Annotated in this window: 15 protein-coding genes; 6 read left to right on the top strand and 9 right to left on the bottom strand. The window is 67.2% G+C overall.

What is annotated here, in order from left to right; genetic code table 11:
* Window positions 1-24: 24 nt before the first annotated feature.
* From ToN1_RS20755 to gcvH, 6 genes are all read right to left on the bottom strand, one after another.
* Entirely contained in the window at window positions 25-1,404 is a 1,380-nt protein-coding gene (locus tag ToN1_RS20755) for an L-serine ammonia-lyase (RefSeq protein ID WP_169206438.1), read from the bottom strand.
* A gap of 6 nt (window positions 1,405-1,410) precedes the next feature.
* Window positions 1,411-2,838, bottom strand: coding sequence for an amino acid permease (locus ToN1_RS20750; protein ID WP_169206439.1), 1,428 nt, complete (start codon window positions 2,836-2,838; stop codon window positions 1,411-1,413).
* Window positions 2,839-2,922: 84 nt separating this feature from the next.
* Entirely contained in the window at window positions 2,923-4,176 is a 1,254-nt protein-coding gene (glyA, locus tag ToN1_RS20745; RefSeq protein WP_169206440.1) for a serine hydroxymethyltransferase, read from the bottom strand.
* A 420-nt stretch (window positions 4,177-4,596) separates the two neighbouring features.
* Complete coding sequence (locus tag ToN1_RS20740) at window positions 4,597-5,118, bottom strand: glycine cleavage system transcriptional repressor (protein WP_169206441.1); 522 nt, start codon at window positions 5,116-5,118, stop codon at window positions 4,597-4,599.
* 18 nt (window positions 5,119-5,136) lie between these two features.
* Entirely contained in the window at window positions 5,137-8,013 is a 2,877-nt protein-coding gene (gene gcvP / locus ToN1_RS20735) for an aminomethyl-transferring glycine dehydrogenase (protein WP_169206442.1), read from the bottom strand.
* A 30-nt stretch (window positions 8,014-8,043) separates the two neighbouring features.
* Window positions 8,044-8,412: a glycine cleavage system protein GcvH gene (gcvH, locus tag ToN1_RS20730; protein ID WP_169206443.1), complete on the bottom strand. Its 369-nt coding sequence runs from the start codon at window positions 8,410-8,412 to the stop codon at window positions 8,044-8,046.
* A 131-nt stretch (window positions 8,413-8,543) separates the two neighbouring features.
* On the opposite strand from gcvH, the gene ToN1_RS20725 reads away from it, so the two are divergent.
* Window positions 8,544-9,458, top strand: coding sequence for a LysR substrate-binding domain-containing protein (locus ToN1_RS20725; protein WP_169206444.1), 915 nt, complete (start codon window positions 8,544-8,546; stop codon window positions 9,456-9,458).
* Here the strand turns inward: ToN1_RS20725 and ToN1_RS20720 are convergent.
* Window positions 9,432-10,322: a LysR substrate-binding domain-containing protein gene (locus ToN1_RS20720; RefSeq protein ID WP_169206445.1), complete on the bottom strand. Its 891-nt coding sequence runs from the start codon at window positions 10,320-10,322 to the stop codon at window positions 9,432-9,434. The two genes, ToN1_RS20725 and ToN1_RS20720, sit on opposite strands and share 27 nt — an antisense overlap.
* A gap of 81 nt (window positions 10,323-10,403) precedes the next feature.
* On the opposite strand from ToN1_RS20720, the gene ToN1_RS20715 reads away from it, so the two are divergent.
* Both ToN1_RS20715 and ToN1_RS20710 read left to right on the top strand, forming a co-directional pair.
* Window positions 10,404-11,624 (top strand): M20 aminoacylase family protein, encoded by a 1,221-nt coding sequence (locus ToN1_RS20715; protein WP_244860844.1) that lies wholly within the window; start codon window positions 10,404-10,406, stop codon window positions 11,622-11,624.
* A 58-nt stretch (window positions 11,625-11,682) separates the two neighbouring features.
* Entirely contained in the window at window positions 11,683-13,050 is a 1,368-nt protein-coding gene (locus tag ToN1_RS20710; protein ID WP_169206446.1) for an MFS transporter, read from the top strand.
* 49 nt (window positions 13,051-13,099) lie between these two features.
* On the opposite strand, the gene ToN1_RS20705 is transcribed toward ToN1_RS20710, so the two are convergent.
* Window positions 13,100-14,149, bottom strand: coding sequence for a patatin-like phospholipase family protein (locus ToN1_RS20705; RefSeq protein ID WP_169206447.1), 1,050 nt, complete (start codon window positions 14,147-14,149; stop codon window positions 13,100-13,102).
* 125 nt (window positions 14,150-14,274) lie between these two features.
* Window positions 14,275-14,859, bottom strand: coding sequence for a YuxH family protein (locus ToN1_RS20700; protein ID WP_210147879.1), 585 nt, complete (start codon window positions 14,857-14,859; stop codon window positions 14,275-14,277).
* Window positions 14,860-15,189: 330 nt separating this feature from the next.
* Here ToN1_RS20700 and ToN1_RS20695 point away from each other — a divergent pair, with 330 nt between their 5' ends.
* From ToN1_RS20695 to ToN1_RS20685, 3 genes are read left to right on the top strand one after another with little or no spacing between them, the layout of a single operon-like run.
* On the top strand, window positions 15,190-15,708 hold the full coding sequence (locus tag ToN1_RS20695) for a hypothetical protein (protein ID WP_169206448.1): 519 nt from the start codon (window positions 15,190-15,192) through the stop codon (window positions 15,706-15,708).
* A gap of 33 nt (window positions 15,709-15,741) precedes the next feature.
* Complete coding sequence (locus ToN1_RS20690) at window positions 15,742-15,900, top strand: hypothetical protein (protein WP_169206449.1); 159 nt, start codon at window positions 15,742-15,744, stop codon at window positions 15,898-15,900.
* The gene (locus ToN1_RS20685; RefSeq protein ID WP_169206450.1) at window positions 15,893-18,325 is read left to right on the top strand and encodes a heavy metal translocating P-type ATPase; all 2,433 of its coding nucleotides are present in this window, start codon (window positions 15,893-15,895) and stop codon (window positions 18,323-18,325) included. The genes ToN1_RS20690 and ToN1_RS20685 overlap by 8 nt, the downstream gene beginning before the upstream one ends.
* Window positions 18,326-18,331: the final 6 nt, after the last annotated feature.

Raw genomic sequence — 18,331 nt, 5'->3', positions numbered from 1 at the left:
CTTTTGTCTGAGTGTCTGGGGTCATCAACATTCGATGACGTTCACGGCGAGGCCGCCGCGGGCGGTTTCCTTGTACTTCAACTTCATGTCGGCGCCGGTCTCGCGCATGGTCTTGATGACCTTGTCGAGCGAGACGAAATGCTTGCCGTCGCCACGCAGCGCCATGCGGGCGGCGTTGATCGCCTTGATCGAGCCCATTGCGTTGCGCTCGATGCAGGGCACCTGGACCAGACCGCCGACGGGGTCGCAGGTCAGGCCCAGGTTGTGCTCCATTCCGATCTCGGCGGCATTCTCCACCTGCTCGGGCGTTCCGCCCAGCACTTCAGCGAGTCCGCCGGCCGCCATCGAGCATGCGACGCCGACCTCGCCCTGGCAGCCGACCTCGGCGCCGGAGATCGAAGCGTTCTCCTTATAGAGAATGCCGATCGCCGCTGCGGTGAGCAGGAAGCGGATCACGCCCTCCTCGCTCGCACCGGGGATGAAGCGGCTGTAGTAGTGCAGCACGGCCGGCACGATGCCGGCAGCGCCGTTGGTCGGGGCCGTGACGACGCGTCCGCCGGTGGCGTTCTCTTCATTGACGGCCAGCGCGTACAGGTTCACCCAGTCCATCGTCGTGAGCGGGTCGCGGATGCTCGCCTCGGGTGCGCTGGAGAGCTTGCGGTACATTTCGGCGGCGCGGCGCTTCACCTGCAGGCCGCCCGGCATGATCCCTTCCTTCTCGCAGCCGCGCCGCACGCACAGTTGCATCACGTCCCAGATGCGCAGCAGACCGGAGCGCGTCTCCGCGTCGGTGCGCCAGGCCCGCTCGTTCTCGAGCATCAACTGGGAGATCGACAGGTTCTTCGCCTGGCACTGCGCCAGCAGCTCATTGCCGCTTCGGAATGGATGCACCAACGGCGTGCTGTCGGCGACGATCCGGTCTGCGCCTGCCGCGCTTTCATCGACGACGAAACCGCCGCCGACGGAGTAATAAACCTTGTTTGCAAGGATCTCGCCCGCCTCGTCGAAGGCGACGATGCGCATCCCGTTCGGGTGGTAGGGCAACGACTGGCGACGATGCATCACGAGGTGTTCGCGCTCGACGAAGACGATGGGGTGTTCGCCGGCAAGTTGAAGGCGCTGCTCGCCGCGGATGCGGGCGAGCATGCCGTCCACCAGCTCCGTATCCACAAGATCCGGCGCTTGCCCCTCGAGACCGAGGAGCACAGCCTTGTCACTGCCATGCCCCTTGCCGGTCGCGCCCAGGGAACCATACAACTCGGCCTTCACGCTTCCGACCCGCGCGAGCAGGCCGGACTCCTTAAGGCCGGTCGCAAAGATCTGCGCCGCACGCATCGGCCCCACGGTGTGGGACGACGACGGCCCGATGCCGATCTTGAACAGGTCGAAAACGCTGATGGCCATTGCAGATTACCTCGAAATTTCAGCTGCGAGCACGCCGTTTCCACGGTCGGCGCGCGATTTGGAGATCAGGTAGCCCACCGTCAGCAGGGCGAACCAGACCGGTGCGACGAACAGTGCCACGCGGGTGCCCGGGTCCGTTCCCAGGAACACGACGACCAGCCCCAGGAAGGCAAGCACGAACCAGTTGGCCACCGGCGCGCCGGGCATGCGGAAGAACACAGCCGTTGCCAGTCCCCGCTTCACTGCCTGACGGTACTTGAGGTGCGACCAGACGATGATCCCCCAGGTCCACACGGCGCCGACGGTCGCAACGCTCGTGACATACACGAAGGCTTCTTCCGGCACGACGTAGTTCAGCGCGACACCGACCAGCATCACCGCCGCCGACAGGGTGATCGCATTGGCAGGCACGTGGCTCATGCTGACCTTGGCGAGCGAGGCAGGGGCCTGCTTGAACTGCGCCAGGGTGTAGAGCATGCGGCCGGTACTGAAGATGCCGCTGTTGCACGACGAAGCCGCCGCGGTGATGACGACGAAGTTGATGATGCCGGCCGCCGCGGGGATGCCGATCTTCTCGAACACGGTGACGAACGGGCTCATGTTGGGGTTGAGTTCGTTCCAGGGCACGAGCGACATCAGCACGATCAGCGCACCGATGTAGAAGATCAGGATGCGGTATGTGACGCTGTTGGTCGCGTGCGGCAGCACCTTCTCGGGGTTCTGCGCCTCACCTGCGGTGACACCGATCAGCTCGACGCCGGTGTAGGCGAAGCACGCGATCTGCAAGGTGAGGATGACGCCCACGACCCCCATCGGTGCGAAACCGCCATGCGACCACAGGTTCGAGAAACTCGCCGTCTTGCCCAGGTCCCCCACGCCGAAGAGGATGATCACGAGGCCGATGACCAGCATCGCGACGATCGTGAACACCTTGATGATCGCGAACCAGAACTCCATCTCGCCGAACACCTTCACCGCGATCAGGTTCGCGCTGTAGAGCACGACCAGCGTGACGAGCGCCGGGATCCACTGCGGCACGTCCGGGAACCAGTAATGCACATACACGCCGACGGCGGTGAGCTCGGCCATGCCGGTAACGATCCAGGTGAACCAGTAGGTCCAGCCGGTGACGTAGCCCGCCCAGGGGCTCACGTATTCTTCCGCGTAGGTCGCAAACGAGCCCGCCACCGGACGGTGGATCAGCAACTCGCCCAGCGCGCGCATGATGAAGAAGATTGCCAAACCCGCGATCGCGTATGTCACGAGCAGTGCGGGGCCTGCCTTGCTGATGGCCTTCGCCGAACCGAGAAACAGACCGACACCGATCGCTCCGCCGATGGCAATGAGCTGGATGTGCCGATCCTTCAGGCCTCTTTCGAGGTCCTTTTCTTCGTGCCGCTGCTCTTCATTGAGCATGTCGCTAATGCGCGTCATCCTTCAATCCCTTCCCTTGTCGTTTGAAAAAACGTCCCTCTCTGGTGCGGCAATAGGGGCGTCATTGCGCCCCTTTGAATTTTTTTAGCGTCCGTAGACCGGGAAGCGTGCGCACAGCGCGGAAACCTTCGCCCGCACCGCCTCGATCACCGCCGGGTTCTCGAGGTCGTCCAACACGTCGCAGATCCAACCGGCCAGATCCGTCACTTCGGCAATGCCGAAGCCACGCGTGGTCGCCGCCGGGGTGCCGATGCGGATGCCGCTGGTCACGAAGGGCGACTGCGGGTCGTTCGGCACGGTGTTCTTGTTCACCGTGATGTGGGCCGCGCCGAGCGCTGCGTCGGCAGCCTTGCCGGTGATGCCCTTGGCGATCAGGTCGACCAGGAAGAGGTGGTCGTCCGTGCCGCCCGAAACGATCTTGTAGCCGCGCTCGACGAACACGCCTGCCATCGCGCGCGCGTTGGCGATCACCTGCTGCTGGTAGGCCTTGAAGGACGGATCCAGCGCTTCCTTGAAGGCGACGGCCTTGGCTGCGATGACGTGCATCAGCGGGCCGCCCTGGGTGCCTGGGAAGACCATCGAGGCGATCTTTTTCTCGATGTCGGCATTCGCGCGGCCGAGGATGATGCCGCCGCGCGGACCGCGCAACGTCTTGTGCGTGGTGCTGGTGACGATGTCGGCGAAGGGCACCGGACTCGGGTACAGGCCCGCGGCGACGAGACCGGCGACGTGGGCCATGTCGACGAACAGCAGCGCGCCGACCTTGTCCGCGATCGCGCGGAAGCGCGGGAAGTCGAGCTTGCGGGCGTAGGCCGAGAAGCCGGCGACGATCATCTTCGGCTTGCACTCGAGGGCGAGCGCTTCAAGCGCGTCGTAGTCGATCACGCCGTCGTCGGTCACGCCGTACTGCACGGCGTTGAAGATCTTGCCGGAGAAGTTCACCTTCGCGCCGTGCGTGAGGTGGCCGCCGTGGGCGAGGCTCATGCCGAGGATGGTGTCACCGGGCTGCAGCAGCGCGAAATACACGGCCGCGTTGGCCTGCGAGCCGGAGTGCGGCTGCACGTTCACCCAATCCGCAGCGAACAGCTGCTTCGCCCGGTCGATCGCCAGCTGTTCGACCACGTCGACGTGCTCGCAGCCGCCGTAATAGCGCTTGCCCGGATAGCCTTCCGCATACTTGTTGGTCAGCACCGTGCCTTGCGCCTGCATCACGCGCGGGCTGGCATAGTTCTCGGACGCGATCAGCTCGATGTGATCTTCCTGGCGGTGACGCTCGGATTCGATGGCACCCCACAAGTCAGGGTCGAAGCCGGCGATCTCCATTTGCTTGTCAAACATGCGTTTCTCCGGATTGAATTTCAGGACAGGTTTTCAGTGGTTCGTGCCGAGGCCGCAAGCGATCGTCAGTCGATTCGAAGCGTGCATCGGAACGTGGTATTCAGCGGGCCGAACGGCACCCCGCCGGCCGTTGCGGGCACGGCCACTCACACCGTGGCCATGCGACGGGAAGGACATGAAGAAGGGACGCTGCCGCAGGCTACGGCCGAGTCTCGAGCTCGGACCGAGACCGCTCCCGCGCACGACAGGGTCGACGTGGTACAGCGGTGTGGATAACCGGTCAGGTGCCTGCATGGCCTTGTCTCCGTCCTCTTTGCTCGCAAGTGGGCCGAACGTGGCGGTTCCGCCCGCTCCTTATGTTGTCCGGCCCTGGTGGATGCACCTGCCCTTGCGGGCAGGTGGCGCTACGTCAGCGATTGATCAGCTCTCGCCTTCCAGGTTGAGATCCACCATCAGTTCATTCGCCAGCGCTTCCAACTCGGACTTGAGGCTTGCCGGCTCGACGGACGCCGGTACCTGCACCTCGATGCTGGCGCGGAACAGCGGCTCGCCGCTGAAGGAGGCGTTCTCGCACGCCGTTTCGAGCTTGCTGATGCTGGCGCCGTGGCGCGCCAGTGCGGCCGAGATCTCGCGCACGATGCCGGGGCGGTCGTGACCGACCACTGTCAGCTTCGTGACGCGCAGCGCGGGAGCGGAGGCCGCGACGCCCCGCTCGATCGTCAGACGCAGGCCTTCCACTTCGAGCTCGCCCAACGCTGCCTCGAGCTTGCCGGCATCGGCTTCTGCGATTTCCAGCCGCACAATGCCCGCGAACTTGCCGGCGAGCTGCGCCATGCTGCTCTCCAGCCAGTTCGCACCGCAGTCGGCGGCGCACTCGGCCAGCGCATTGACAAGACCGGGACGATCAGCGCCGATCAGGGTGATGACCAGTGATGCGTTCATGTCGTCTACTCCTGTGGATTATTCGTAGTCGGACATCGGCGGGCAGGCGCACACGAGGTTGCGGTCGCCATACACGTTGTCCACCCGGCCCACCGGCGACCAGTACTTGTTCGCACGCAGGCTGGCGAGCGGATACACGGCCTGTTCGCGGCTGTACGGGTGCGTCCACTCCCCAGCGATCGCTTCCGCGGTATGCGGGGCGTTGACCAGCGGGTTGTCCTTGGCGTCGAACTCGCCGCTACCGACCTTGGCGATCTCCTCGCGGATCGCGATCATCGCGTCGCAGAAACGGTCCAGCTCTTCCTTCGACTCGCTCTCGGTCGGCTCGATCATCAGCGTGCCCGGCACCGGGAAGGACATCGTCGGCGCGTGGAAGCCGAAGTCGATCAGGCGCTTCGCGACGTCATCGACGGTGACGCCGGTGGCGTCCTTGAGCGGGCGCAGGTCGATGATGCACTCGTGCGCGACCATGCCGTTTTCGCCGCGGTACAGCACCGGATAGTGCGGATCCAGGCGCGTAGCGATGTAGTTGGCGTTGAGGATCGCCATCACCGTCGCGTTGCGCAGCCCTTCGGCGCCCATCAGCGTGATGTAGGTCCAGGTGATCGGCAGGATGCTGGCGCTGCCGTAGGGCGCGGCCGACACGGCACCGATGCCCTTGAGGCCGCCCGTGACGCTGCCCGGAAGGAAGGGCGCGAGGTGCGACTTGACGCCGATCGGGCCGACGCCCGGTCCGCCGCCGCCGTGCGGGATGCAGAAGGTCTTGTGCAGGTTCAGGTGCGACACGTCGCCGCCGAACTTGCCGGGGCCGCACAGGCCGACCATGGCGTTCATGTTGGCACCGTCGATGTACACCTGGCCGCCGAACGAATGCACGATCTCGGTGATCTCGCGGATCGCCGTCTCGAACACGCCGTGCGTCGAAGGATAGGTGATCATGATGGCGGCGAGCTTGTCGCTGTGCTGCTCGGCCTTGGCCTTGAGGTCGGCGACATCGACATTGCCGTTTTGGTCGCAGGCGACGACGACCACGCGCATGCCGGCCATGTTGGCGGTCGCGGGGTTGGTGCCGTGGGCGGAGCTCGGGATCAGGCACACGTCGCGGTGCGCCTCATTGCGGCTCGCGTGGTAGGCACGGATCGCCAGCAGGCCGGCGTATTCACCCTGCGAGCCGGCGTTCGGCTGCAGCGACACGGCGTCGTAGCCGGTGCAGGCGCACAGCATCTGCTCCAGCTCGGCGGTGAGCTGGGCATAGCCCTGGGCCTGGTCGGCCGGGGCAAACGGGTGGATGCTGCCGAACTCACGCCAGGTGACCGGGATCATCTCGGTGGTGGCGTTCAGCTTCATGGTGCACGAGCCCAGCGGGATCATCGTGCGGTCGAGCGCCAGATCCTTGTCCGCCAGCGCGCGCAGGTAGCGCAGCATCTTGGTCTCGGACTGGTACATGCTGAACACGGGGTGCGTCAGGAAGGCCGAGGTGCGCAGCTGGCCGGCCGTCAGGGCCTCGGGCGCCAGGTTCTCGACGTCCGCAAACGCGGGCACGGCGGCACCGTTGGCGAACACTGCCCACAGCGCCTCGACGTCGGAGCGGGTGGAGGTCTCGTCGAGCGAGATGCCGACGGTCTTGGCGTCGATCTCGCGCAGGTTCATCTGCTTGGCGCGGGCGGCCGCATGCACGGCAGCGGCGTCGGCGACACGCACGGCGATGGTGTCGAAGAACGCGTTCGTCACCACTTCGGCGCCGACGCGGCGCAGGCCGGCCGCCAGCGTCGCGGTCAGGCGATGCACGCGACGGGCGATGGTCGTCAGCCCCTTCGGGCCGTGGTAGCAGGCGTACAGGCTCGCCATCACGGCCAGCAGCACCTGCGCGGTGCAGATGTTCGAGGTGGCCTTCTCGCGCCGGATGTGCTGTTCGCGCGTCTGCATCGCGAGGCGGTAGGCCTTCTTGCCGTGGTTGTCGATCGACACGCCGACAACGCGACCCGGCATCACGCGCTTGTGCGCGTCGCGCGTGGCGAAGTATGCGGCGTGCGGGCCGCCAAAGCCGAGCGGGATGCCGAAGCGCTGCGTCGTGCCGATGGCGACGTCGGCGCCGAGTTCGCCCGGGGACTTCAGCAGCGTCAGCGCGAGCAGGTCGGCCGCGACGACGACCAGCGCCTTCTTGGCGTGGGCCGCGGCGACAATGGCGGCGTAGTCGACGACTTCGCCGGTGCTCGCCGGGTACTGCAGCAGCACGCCGAAGAACTCATGCTGGTCGAGGTCGGTCGCGGGGTTGCCGACGATCACCTCGAAGCCCAGCGGCTCGGCGCGGGTGCGCACCACCTCGACGGTCTGCGGGTGGCAGTCCTGCGAGACGAAGAAGGCCTTGGCCGGGTTCTTCGACAGGCGCTGGCAGAAGGTCATCGCCTCGGCCGCGGCGGTCGCTTCGTCGAGCAGCGAGGCATTGGCGATCTCCATGCCCGTCAGGTCGGTGATCATGGTCTGGAAGTTCAGCAACGCTTCCAGACGGCCCTGCGAAATCTCCGGCTGGTACGGCGTATAGGCCGTGTACCAGGCGGGGTTCTCGAGGACGTTGCGCAGCACGACACCCGGCGTGTAGGTGTCGTAATAGCCCGCACCGATGAAGGAACGGAACACCCGGTTCTTCCCCGCGATCTCGCGCAGCATGGCGAGCGCTTCGGCTTCCGTCCGGCTCTCGGGGAGAGGGAGGGGCGAGGGCGACAGGATGGAAGCCGGGATCACCTTGTCGATGAGCTGGTCGAGCGAATCGAGGCCGAGCGCGGCGAGCATCGCCTGCGTTTCGGTCGCATCCGGGCCGACGTGGCGGCCGACGAAATCATCGCGCTGCTCGAGCTGGTCGAGCGTCGCGGGGAAGCGGGTGTCGTTCATGTTCATGGCTTGGGCTGGGCTCCGGAAGAAGGTCGATCAGGCAGTCAGCTTGTCGTAGGCGGCCTGGTCGAGCAGCCCGGCGAACGCCGACGGATCGTCGAGGCGGACGCGGACGAACCAGCCCGCACCCATCGGATCTTCATTGACCGTCGCCGGGGCGTCGGCCAGCGCGGCGTTGACTTCGACGATCGTGCCGGCCAGCGGCATCTTCAGTTCGCCGGCGGCCTTCACCGATTCGATGACCGCGGCTTCGTCGCCCGCCGCAAAGCTCGCGCCGACGTCCGGCAGCTGCACGAAAACGATGTCGCCCAGTGCGTTCTGGGCGTAGTCGGTGATGCCAACAGTTGCGACGTCGCCCTCGACGCTCAGCCACTCGTGGTCTTCGGTGAATTTGATCGTGCTCATGGTGTCTCCTGGTTGCGTGTCGATTGATACAAACTCAAGTTAGGTTACGGGGCGCATGGTAGCAATGAGTTGACATGAGCGAATTTGATAGTTGAAATGAAATCATTGATGTTTCAAATGGGCTGTGCACAATGCAAAACATCCCTACCGAGCTGCTGCGCACCTTCGTGAAGGCCGTCGAAACCGGCAGCTTCACCCGGGCCGGCGAGATCGTCGGGCGCACCCAGTCGGCCGTGAGCCTGCAGATCCGGCGCCTGGAGGAGCTGCTGGACGCACCGCTGTTCGTACGTGGCACGCACCGCGTCAAGCTCACCGAGGAAGGGACGACGCTGGTGAGTTACGCGCGTCGCATGCTCGCGCTCAACGACGAGGCGGTGAGCAGCCTGCGGCGGCCCAAGGTCGCGGGCAGCGTGCGCCTGGGCGCGCCGCACGAATACACCGCCTCACTGCTGCCGGTGATCCTCGGCAAGTTCGCGCAGTCGCATCCGGGCGTGATGCTCGAGGTCACCTGCGACCTCAGCAAGAACCTGCTCGCCCGGCAGGAGAAAGGCGAATTCGATCTCGTCATCGCCCTGCACGACGACCCCGACGAGCGCGGCGGCTCCAAGGTGCTGACCGAGCCGCTGGTGTGGATCACCAGCCCCGACCACGAACGCCACACGCAGCGGCCGCTGTCGCTGGTCGTCGCCCCGCCGCCGTGCATCTATCGCAACCGCGTGCTGCAGATGCTCGGTCGCCAGCAACGGCCGTGGCGCATCGCCTACATGAGTTCCAGCTACAGCGGCCTCATCGCCGCGGTGCGCGCCGGCCTCGGCGTGACCCTGCTCGCCGGCAGCACCGTGCCCCAGGGCGTGCGGGCTCTGGGCGAGCGCGACGGCTTCCCCGCGATGGGCCAGCTGGACGTACGGCTGTACGAGCGGCGGGGAAGCGTCACCGAGGCGGTGCGTTGCCTCGCCGACTACATCACAAGCAGCTTTGCCTCGTCGGATGCCGCGCTAGCCGGGGCTTCGGCACCGTCTTCAGGCGCGCAGATGGCGGGCGAATAGGCCGGCAAGCGGGCGGGCGGCCACGCTGAGCGGCACTCCGCGCAGGCTCAGGATGCCGAGCGACATCGGCGGCGGCAGCGGTTCGACGACGAACTCCTGCAGCCCGACGCCGAAGATCGGATCGCGTATCAGCACGGTCGGGCCGAAGCCGATGTGATCAGTGCGGCGCATGAGTTCCAGCATCAGCGTCGGCGACGCACAGCGTACGGTGCTGGCCGGCACCTCGACGCCGTTGGCCTCGAGCCAGTTCACGAGGTGGCTGCCCTGGCTCGCCCCGGTCAGGTTCAGCACCCAGCTCGCGCCCTTGAGCTCCGCCCAGGTCCGCGCCCCGGCCAGCGGATGCCCGATGCGGCCCGCGGGCGAGGCCGGGATCTGCGCCAGCGGCTCGAAATCCACTTCATAGGGAAGATCCTGCGCATTGGCGAGCGCCACCGCGAAATCCAGGCGCCCTTCGATGATGCCGGGCACCACGTTGGTCAGCAGCCCCTCCTCCAGGCTCAGCGCGGCGTCCGGCTGAATGCGGCGGAATTCCGCCAGCACCCGCGGCAGCACCGTCGCCGCGACGAGCGGCGTGAGCGCCACGGCGATGCGTGCCCCCGCCCCGCCGCGCAGCATCCGCACCTCCTCGCGCGCCTTGTCCAGCGTCGCGAGCGCGAGGCGTGCCCGCACCAGCAACGCCTGACCGGCAGGCGTGAACACCACGCCCTTGTAGCTGCGCGTCAGCAGCTCCGCCCCCACGTCCTCCTCCAGTTCGCGCAGCGCCTTCGTCAGCGCGCTCTGGCTGAGATGCATCGCCCGCGCCGCCGCCCGGATCGAACCGGCATCGGCGACCTGCACGAGCGCCTTCAGTTGATGGTCCTTCATTGCGGTCAGTGAACACGTTTGGTTGTCACCCCGGAAAAAGTACCGCCTTCCGCGATCGTTAGCAAATTCTATTATCAATCCATGAATACCATTGATCGCCACCTCCCCGACGAGGCCGCCATGAAGACCTGGCGGCGTGCCATCCACCAGCACCCCGAGCTCGGCTTCGACGAGTTCGAGACCAGCCGCCTGGTGGCCGACCAACTCGCCCAATGCGGCTTCGAAGTGCACGCCGGCATCGCCACGACCGGCGTCGTCGGCACCCTGAGCTGGGGCGAGGACGGCGGCAAGGGCGGCCCGCGCCTCGGCCTGCGCGCCGACATGGATGCGCTGCCGATCCACGAGGAGACCGGCCTGCCCTGGGCAAGCCGCAATCACGGGAAGATGCATGCCTGCGGCCACGACGGCCACACCGCGATCCTGCTCGGCGCCGCGCAGATGTTCGGACGCCTCCACCGCGAAGCTCGCCTGCCCGGCAGCGGCACGCTGAACCTGATCTTCCAGCCCGCCGAGGAGCTGGGCGGCGGCGGCGGTGCGAAGCGCATGCTCGAAGAAGGCCTGTTGGAGCGCTTCCCCTGCGATGCGATCTTCGCGCTGCACAACTACCCAGGCGTGCCGACCGGCCACTTCCGCTTTCGCCCCGGCCCCTTCATGGCGTCGTCCGACAAGGTGCTGATCCGCTTCGACGGCAAGGGCGGGCACGGCGCGCTGCCGCACATGGCCATCGATCCGACGCTGCCGGCTGCGGCGACCGTCCTGGCGCTGCAGACCATCGTCGGGCGCAGCGTCGATCCGGTCGAGATGGCCGTGGTCAGCGTCGGCCGCATGTCGGCGGGCAAGACCTACAACGTCATCCCCGAGACCGCCGAACTCGAACTGAGCGTGCGCGCGCTGCGGCCCGAGGTGCGCGACCGGCTGGAACAGCGCATCTGCGAACTGGCCCGCGGACAGGCTGCCGCCCACGGCGTCGGCTGCGACATCCGCTACGAGCGCGGCTACCCGGTGCTGATCAACAGTGCCGAATACGCCCGCCTGGCCACGGACGTCGCGCGCGAGCTGGTCGGCGACGAAAAGGTGGACGGCAATGCCGCGCCGCTGTCCGGCAGCGAGGACTTCGCCTTCATGCTGCAGCAGGTGCCCGGCTGCTACCTGCTGATCGGCAACGGCGACAACGGCTTCGCCGGCGGCGAACACCTCGGGCCGTGCAGCGTGCACAACCCTCACTATGATTTCAACGATGCCTGCCTCGCACCGGGTGCCGCCTTCTGGGTAGCGCTCGCGAACCGCTTCTTCGGCAGCTGAGCGCCGGGCGCTCCCGCACAAAACGACAACACAGACTCATAAAGAGGAGACTCGCATCATGAGCAGCACTACCGCAGCGCCCCGCGCGAAACAGATCGTCGCAGCCGTCATCGGCAACGCGCTGGAATGGTACGACTTCATCGTCTTCGGCTTCCTCGCCGTGGTGATTTCGCGCCTGTTCTTCCCCTCCGAAAGCGAGTACAGCTCGCTGCTGATGGCGACCGCGACCTTCGGCGTGGGCTTCTTCATGCGCCCCGTGGGCGGCATCCTGCTCGGCATCTACGCCGACCGCAAGGGTCGCAAGGCCGCGCTGCAGCTCATCATCGCGATGATGACCGTGTCGATCGCGCCGATCGCCTTCGCCCCGCCCTACGCCGCGATCGGCGTCGCCGCCCCGCTGCTGATCGTGCTCGCACGCCTGCTGCAGGGCTTCGCGACGGGTGGCGAATTCGCCAGCGCGACCTCCTTCCTGATCGAGAGCGCCCCGCCCAACAAGCGGGGCCTGTACGGCTCGTGGCAGATGTTCGGCCAAGGCCTCGCGGTGTTTGCCGGCGCCGGTGTCACGGCGCTGATCACGCGCAACCTCTCGCCCGAGGCGCTCGACGCCTGGGGCTGGCGCATCCCGTTCATGATCGGCCTGCTGATCGGCCCGGTCGGCCTGTGGATTCGCCGCCACCTGGAAGAAACCGAGGCCTTCCTGGAAGCCCACAAGGCACCGGCGGAAAAGCAGTCGATCGCCCGCATGCTCAGGAACCACCTGCGCGAAGTCTTTGCGGTCATGGGCGTCACCGTCTGCGGCACGGTCGGCTTCTACGTGATCCTGGTGTACATGCCGACCTTCGCCACTAAGCAGCTCGGCATGGTGCTGTCGGACGCCTTCAGCGCGCAGGTCATCGCGGTTGCGCTGATGACGATCCTGATGCCCGTGTTCGGCGCGCTGTCCGACCGCGTCGGCCGCAAGATCCTTGTCATCCTCGCCGCCGCCGGCCTGCTCGTCGCCTCCTACCCCCTGCTCTCGTGGGTCCATGCCGCGCCCTCGTTCGAACGCCTCATCACTATGCAGATCGTGCTGTGCGTCCTGCTCGCGGCCTTCTTCGGACCGATCTCGGCGGTGATGGCGGAACAGTTCCCCGCCGGCGTGCGCTCGACCGGCCTCGCGCTCGCCTACAACGTCGCGGTGATGGTGTTCGGCGGCTTCGCGCAGTTCATCGTGACCTGGCTGATCCACACCACCGGCATCACCATCGCCCCGGTGTTCTACGTGATGTTCGCCGCCGCGCTGGGCTTCGTGTCCGCCCTCTTCCTGACCGACCGCACCCGGGTCGCACATCTCGCCGCGGTCGATGAAGAAGCCCCGCAGGCGCTGGCAGGCAAGGGCAGCAAGGAGGCCACCATCCTCCCGCGCACCGCGCTCAATCGCGCCTGATACCCTTGCAGTGCAGGCCGCCCCTCGCCCCGGGGGCGGCCTTCTCATTTCAGGCGAACACCTCGCCAAGATTCACCGTCCCTCGGCTGCCGACATGTTGGCGCTTGGTGCGGATCCACTTCGCTGCCCGGGCGCGCCCCAGGTCGCGCAGTTCATGCAGGAAGGCGCGCGCCGCATTGAGCTTGCTGCCGCTGCCGCTCTCGGCCAGCTCCTGCGCCTCGATCATGTGGAAGCGCAGCCCCAGCAACTTGCGCTCGAGGCGCCCGTGCGGGAGAAAACCGCTACCCGCCTCCAAATAGGCGCGGGCGTGCGCGATCATGCGCATCTCGCGCAGGAAGGTCGCCGAAAAGCCGAGCTCCACCGTGCGGTCGGCGATCTCCCCGGCGCTGCGCGGCGGCGCCGAGATGCGCAGCGGATTGAGCAGCACGAGCAGGATGTCCGGCGTCTCGCACTCGTACATCAGCGGGTAGACGGCCGGATTGGCGCTAAAGCCGCCGTCCCAGTAGGCCTCGCCATCGATCTCGACGGCGTGGTGGATGGTCGGCAGGCAGGCGGACGCCAGCAGCATGTCCTCGGTGAGTTCGGCGGTGCGGAACAGGCGCACCTTGCCCGTCTGCACACGCGTCGCGGCGATGAACAGGCGCAGGCGGCACTCGCGGCGCAGGAACTCGAAATCGAACTGCGCGCGCACGACCTCGCGAAGCGGGTTCAGCTCCAGCGGATTGAACTGGTAGGGCGACAACAGCCGCGTCATCCCCAGCATCATGCCGAGCGGATTGGGCAGCGCGCCGTTGCCGTTCGGGTTCATGCTGTGCAGCAGGTCGAGCTCCAGCGGCGTGCTGGCCGCAACTGCCTCCCAGAACGCGGCCAGGCTCTCGCGCGCGCCCTCCGGCCCGCCGCGCGTCCAGCCTTGCGCCATGGCCACGGCGTTCATCGCGCCGGCGCTGGTGCCGCTGACACCGTCGAGCTTCCAGCCATCCTCCAGCAACCTGTCCAGCACGCCCCATGTGTAGGCACCATGCGCCCCACCCCCCTGCAGCGCGAGGCTGATCGCGGGCACCTCTCCACGCCTGCCTGACCACCATCGTTTGCGAAGCATGCTCCACTCCTTTCCACGCATGGAAACATTCTTGCTGCACTGCACAATACAGCAAGAATGGAAACGGGAGTGTTTCAGATGGTCAGGGCGATCGCCCTCGCTCGTGGCGCCGGCACTGCCTCGGCTCAGTCGGATATCGGGATCCGCCCAACTGCGGGCTCGTTCTCTTCCCGCTGCATTGCAGAACGCAGCGGCGAGCGCACCGCCGGGCGGCCAAAGGGCGCGCCATAGGCAAAACCTTGGGCGAGCGCGCCCTGCGGCGGACTCACCAATGCCCTGTCCTCGACCCGCGTCACGATCACCCGTGCCGATCCCGCACGCGCCCTCAGCGCATCGAGCGCCTCGCCGGCGTCGCCGTCCACCTGTAATGCCGCGGCGCCGATCTTGATGAAGTCCGCCGGCACGATCTCCGACAGCGCCCGCCATTGCGCCGCAGATTCGACGTTCACGGCAACGCGGAATGCGTTCTCGCGGTAGTTCCGCAGCACGAAGTTCAACAGGTCGGCCTGCCGGCTCGCGACGATGGGCGCCTCGATGACGATGCGTGCGGGCGGGAAACCAAGCGCATCGATCACCCTGCGGAACGCAGCCCCGTGGTCGCCCGCGACCGCCGCGAGCAGGCGGCCATGCACGTTCAGGAACAGCAGACCGTCGTCCCCCACCGAAGCGATGAAGTTCAGCGCATGCACGGTGCGCGCGAGCCGATCCAACGCGACCAGGCGATCGTCGTCGGCATTGGCCGAAAACAGCGCCCACGACGACAGCTCGCGCCGGCCGTCCCCCAGGCAGGCCGGCGCCTCGTCGCACCCGGACTTTACGGGACCGTTTCACCGCCACGAACGATGAAATTCTCCTGAGCTTATGCAGGAGCGGACCACTGACTGGCTGAGGCCCTGCCCTCACAAGGCTCTACCGCTGCTGACGGGAATGTAATCCTCGCGTAAGGGCCGCGTCGACCACCGGAATCTATGATGGAATCATCGAAACTACCCTCGCCCGATCATCGACAACGGCGGCGAGCACTCATCAGGAGAACCATAATGAAGCCCTTGGCGACCACCGCCCTCGCACTGTCGCTGGCAGCCATCTCGCTCGCCACGACCTCGCCGGCCTGGGCCGAAGATGCCCAGCACCCGGAACAGGCCGCCACTGCGCCGGCGCCCGCAGCGACGCCGGAACAAACCGTCCAGCGCATGCGCGACAACACCGCCATGATGCAGTCGCAACTCGACGCCCTCGCCGCGGCGAAGACCCCCGAGGAGCACCAGAAGCTGCACATGCAGCACATGCAGACCATGCGAGAGAACATGATGCTGGGCCAGCAGATGGCCGCCGGCGACGGGGCGCCGATGGGCTGCGCCATAATGGGCGGCAAGGGAATGATGGGCGGGATGATGAGCGGAATGATGGGAGGCATGGGCATGATGGGCGCGGACCCGTCCGGTGCATCGCCAGAGGCGATGGCCCAACGCATGCACCAGATGGAACGGCGCATGGACATGATGCAGATGATGATGGAGCGCATGGCCGCTCCGGCGGGCAAGCGCCCCGCGAGGTGACGACCCGCCCGCAAGCATTCGGAGAAACGCGCGATGCTCGAAATCCTGAAAGCCCTGCTGCAGCGCCTGCGCGCATGGATGGCGGAGAACGAGCGCGCGCACCGCAATGCCAGGCCCGACGGCTGTTGCAGCTCGCCGTCGGCGATCTACGCGGCGCGTCGTCCGCGTAGCAAGGGGGACGATCATGACTGAGCCAAGGCCGACGCACGCGCATGTCCATCACGACCATGAAAGTCACGGCGACGGACATCAGGGGCATGAAGGACATGCCGCGCACCACGAACACGCGCACACCCACCCCTCACCCGCAGCACCGCAGGAATCGGCCGCGTTTACGGACCCCGTGTGCGGCATGAGCGTGAAGCCCGAGTCGCCCCACCACACCAGCTTCGACGGTCACGAGTACCGCTTCTGCAGCGCGAAGTGCCTCGCCAAGTTCAGCGCCGATCCGCAGCGCTACCTGGAACCCGCAGCGCAGGCCGCGCCCGCCGGCGAAGCACCGACCGCCGCCGAATACACCTGCCCGATGCACCCCGAGATCCGCCAGCCCGGACCCGGCACCTGCCCGAAGTGCGGCATGGCGCTGGAACCGGTGCTGCCTGAACTCGAGGGGGGCGAAAATCCGGAGCTGGCCGACTTCCGCCGCCGCCTCTGGTGGCCCTTGCCGGCGACGATCCTCGTCACCGTGATCGCGATGTCGGGCGGGATCATCGATCCGCTACTCGGCGGCGCGCGCCCCTGGATCGAGCTGCTGCTGGCGACACCCGTCGTGCTGTGGGGCGGATGGCCCTTCTTCGGGCGCTGGGCGCAATCCATAGCGAACCGCAGCCCTAACATGTGGACGCTTATCGGCACCGGCGTGGGTGCCGCCTACGGTTACAGCGTCGTCGCGACTGTCGCGCCGGGAGTCTTTCCCGACTCCTTCCGCATGGGCGGGCACGTCGCCGTGTATTTCGAAGCCGCCGCGGTGATCGTCTCGCTGACCCTGCTCGGTCAGGTGCTGGAACTGCGCGCCCGCGCGGAGACGGGCGCGGCAATCAAGGCGTTGCTCGGCCTCGCGCCCAAAACCGCACGGCGCATCAATGCCGACGGCAGCGAGGAAGACGTCCCCCTGACCCACGTGCATCCGGGCGACCGCCTGCGCGTGCGGCCGGGCGAGAAGGTGCCGGTGGATGGCGTCGTGCTCGAAGGCGCCAGCGCCGTGGACGAATCGATGCTCACCGGCGAGCCGATGCCGGTATCCAAGACTGCCGGCGACAAGGTGATCGGCGCAACGCTCAATACCAGCGGCGCGCTGGTGATGCAGGCGGAGAAGATCGGTTCGCAGACCGTGCTCGCGCAGATCGTGCAGATGGTCGCGCAGGCGCAGCGTTCGCGCGCGCCGATGCAGCGCATGGCCGACCGCGTCGCGGGCTGGTTCGTCGTCGTGGTCGTCGTGATCGCGGCGCTGACCTTCCTCGGCTGGGGCCTCTTCGGCCCCTCCCCCTCGTGGGCCTATGGCCTCATCAACGCCGTCGCGGTGCTGATCATCGCCTGCCCGTGCGCGCTCGGACTCGCGACGCCGATGTCGGTGATGGTCGCGACCGGCAATGCCGCAACGCAGGGCGTGCTGTTCCGCGACGCTGCCGCGATCGAGAACCTGCGCCGCGTCGACACCCTGATCGTCGACAAGACAGGAACGCTCACCGAAGGACACCCCGCGTACCACTCCGCCATCGCCGCCCCCGGCGGGGAGGCCGACGAGGTGCTGCGCCTCGCGGCGAGCCTCGACCAGGGCAGCGAGCACCCCCTCGCCCACGCGATCGTCGGCGAGGCACGGCGCCGCGGACTGACGTTGTCGAAGCCGGACGGCTTCGAGTCCTCGTCGGGCATCGGCGTGCGCGGCACGGTCGACGGACGCAAGGTGGTGCTCGGCAACACCGCGCTGATGGACGAGGAAAGCGTCGATTGGCACGCGCTCGCCGGTCAGGCCGAAGCCCTGCGTCTGGAAGGCGCGAGCGTGATGATGCTGGCCATCAACGGCGTCGCCGTCGGGCTGGTCGCCGTCGCCGACCCGGTCAAGGCAACGACGCCCGAGGCCCTGGCGGAGCTGCGCGCGCACGGCATCGACCGCATCGTCATGGCCACGGGCGACGGACTGACGACCGCGCGCGCCGTCGGCACGCGGCTGGGCATCACGGAAGTGCTCGGCGAGGTCAAGCCGAAGGACAAGGACGATCTGGTCGCCCGGCTGCAACGCGAAGGCCGCGTGGTAGCGATGGCGGGCGACGGCATCAACGACGCGCCCGCGCTCGCGCGCGCGGACGTGGGCGTCGCGATGGGCACCGGCACCGACGTGGCGATGTCCAGCGCGCAGCTCACGCTGGTCAAGGGCGACCTGCGCGGCATCGCCGCCGCGCGCCGCATCTCGGTCGAGACGGTGCGCAACATGCACCAGAACCTCGCCTTCGCATTCGTCTACAACGCGCTCGGCGTCCCGCTCGCCGCCGGCCTGCTGTACCCCTTCACCGGCCTGCTGCTGTCGCCGATGGTGGCTGCGCTGGCGATGAGCGCGAGCTCGGTGTCGGTGGTCACGAACGCGCTACGGCTGCGCCGCACCACGCCCCCGGCCCGCTGACCGGAT

This window comes from Aromatoleum petrolei, from assembly GCF_017894385.1.
Taxonomy (GTDB): Bacteria; Pseudomonadota; Gammaproteobacteria; order Burkholderiales; family Rhodocyclaceae; genus Aromatoleum; species Aromatoleum petrolei.
The sequence above is the reverse complement of the archived record's forward strand: the minus strand, read 5'-3'. Positions and strand labels throughout refer to the sequence as shown.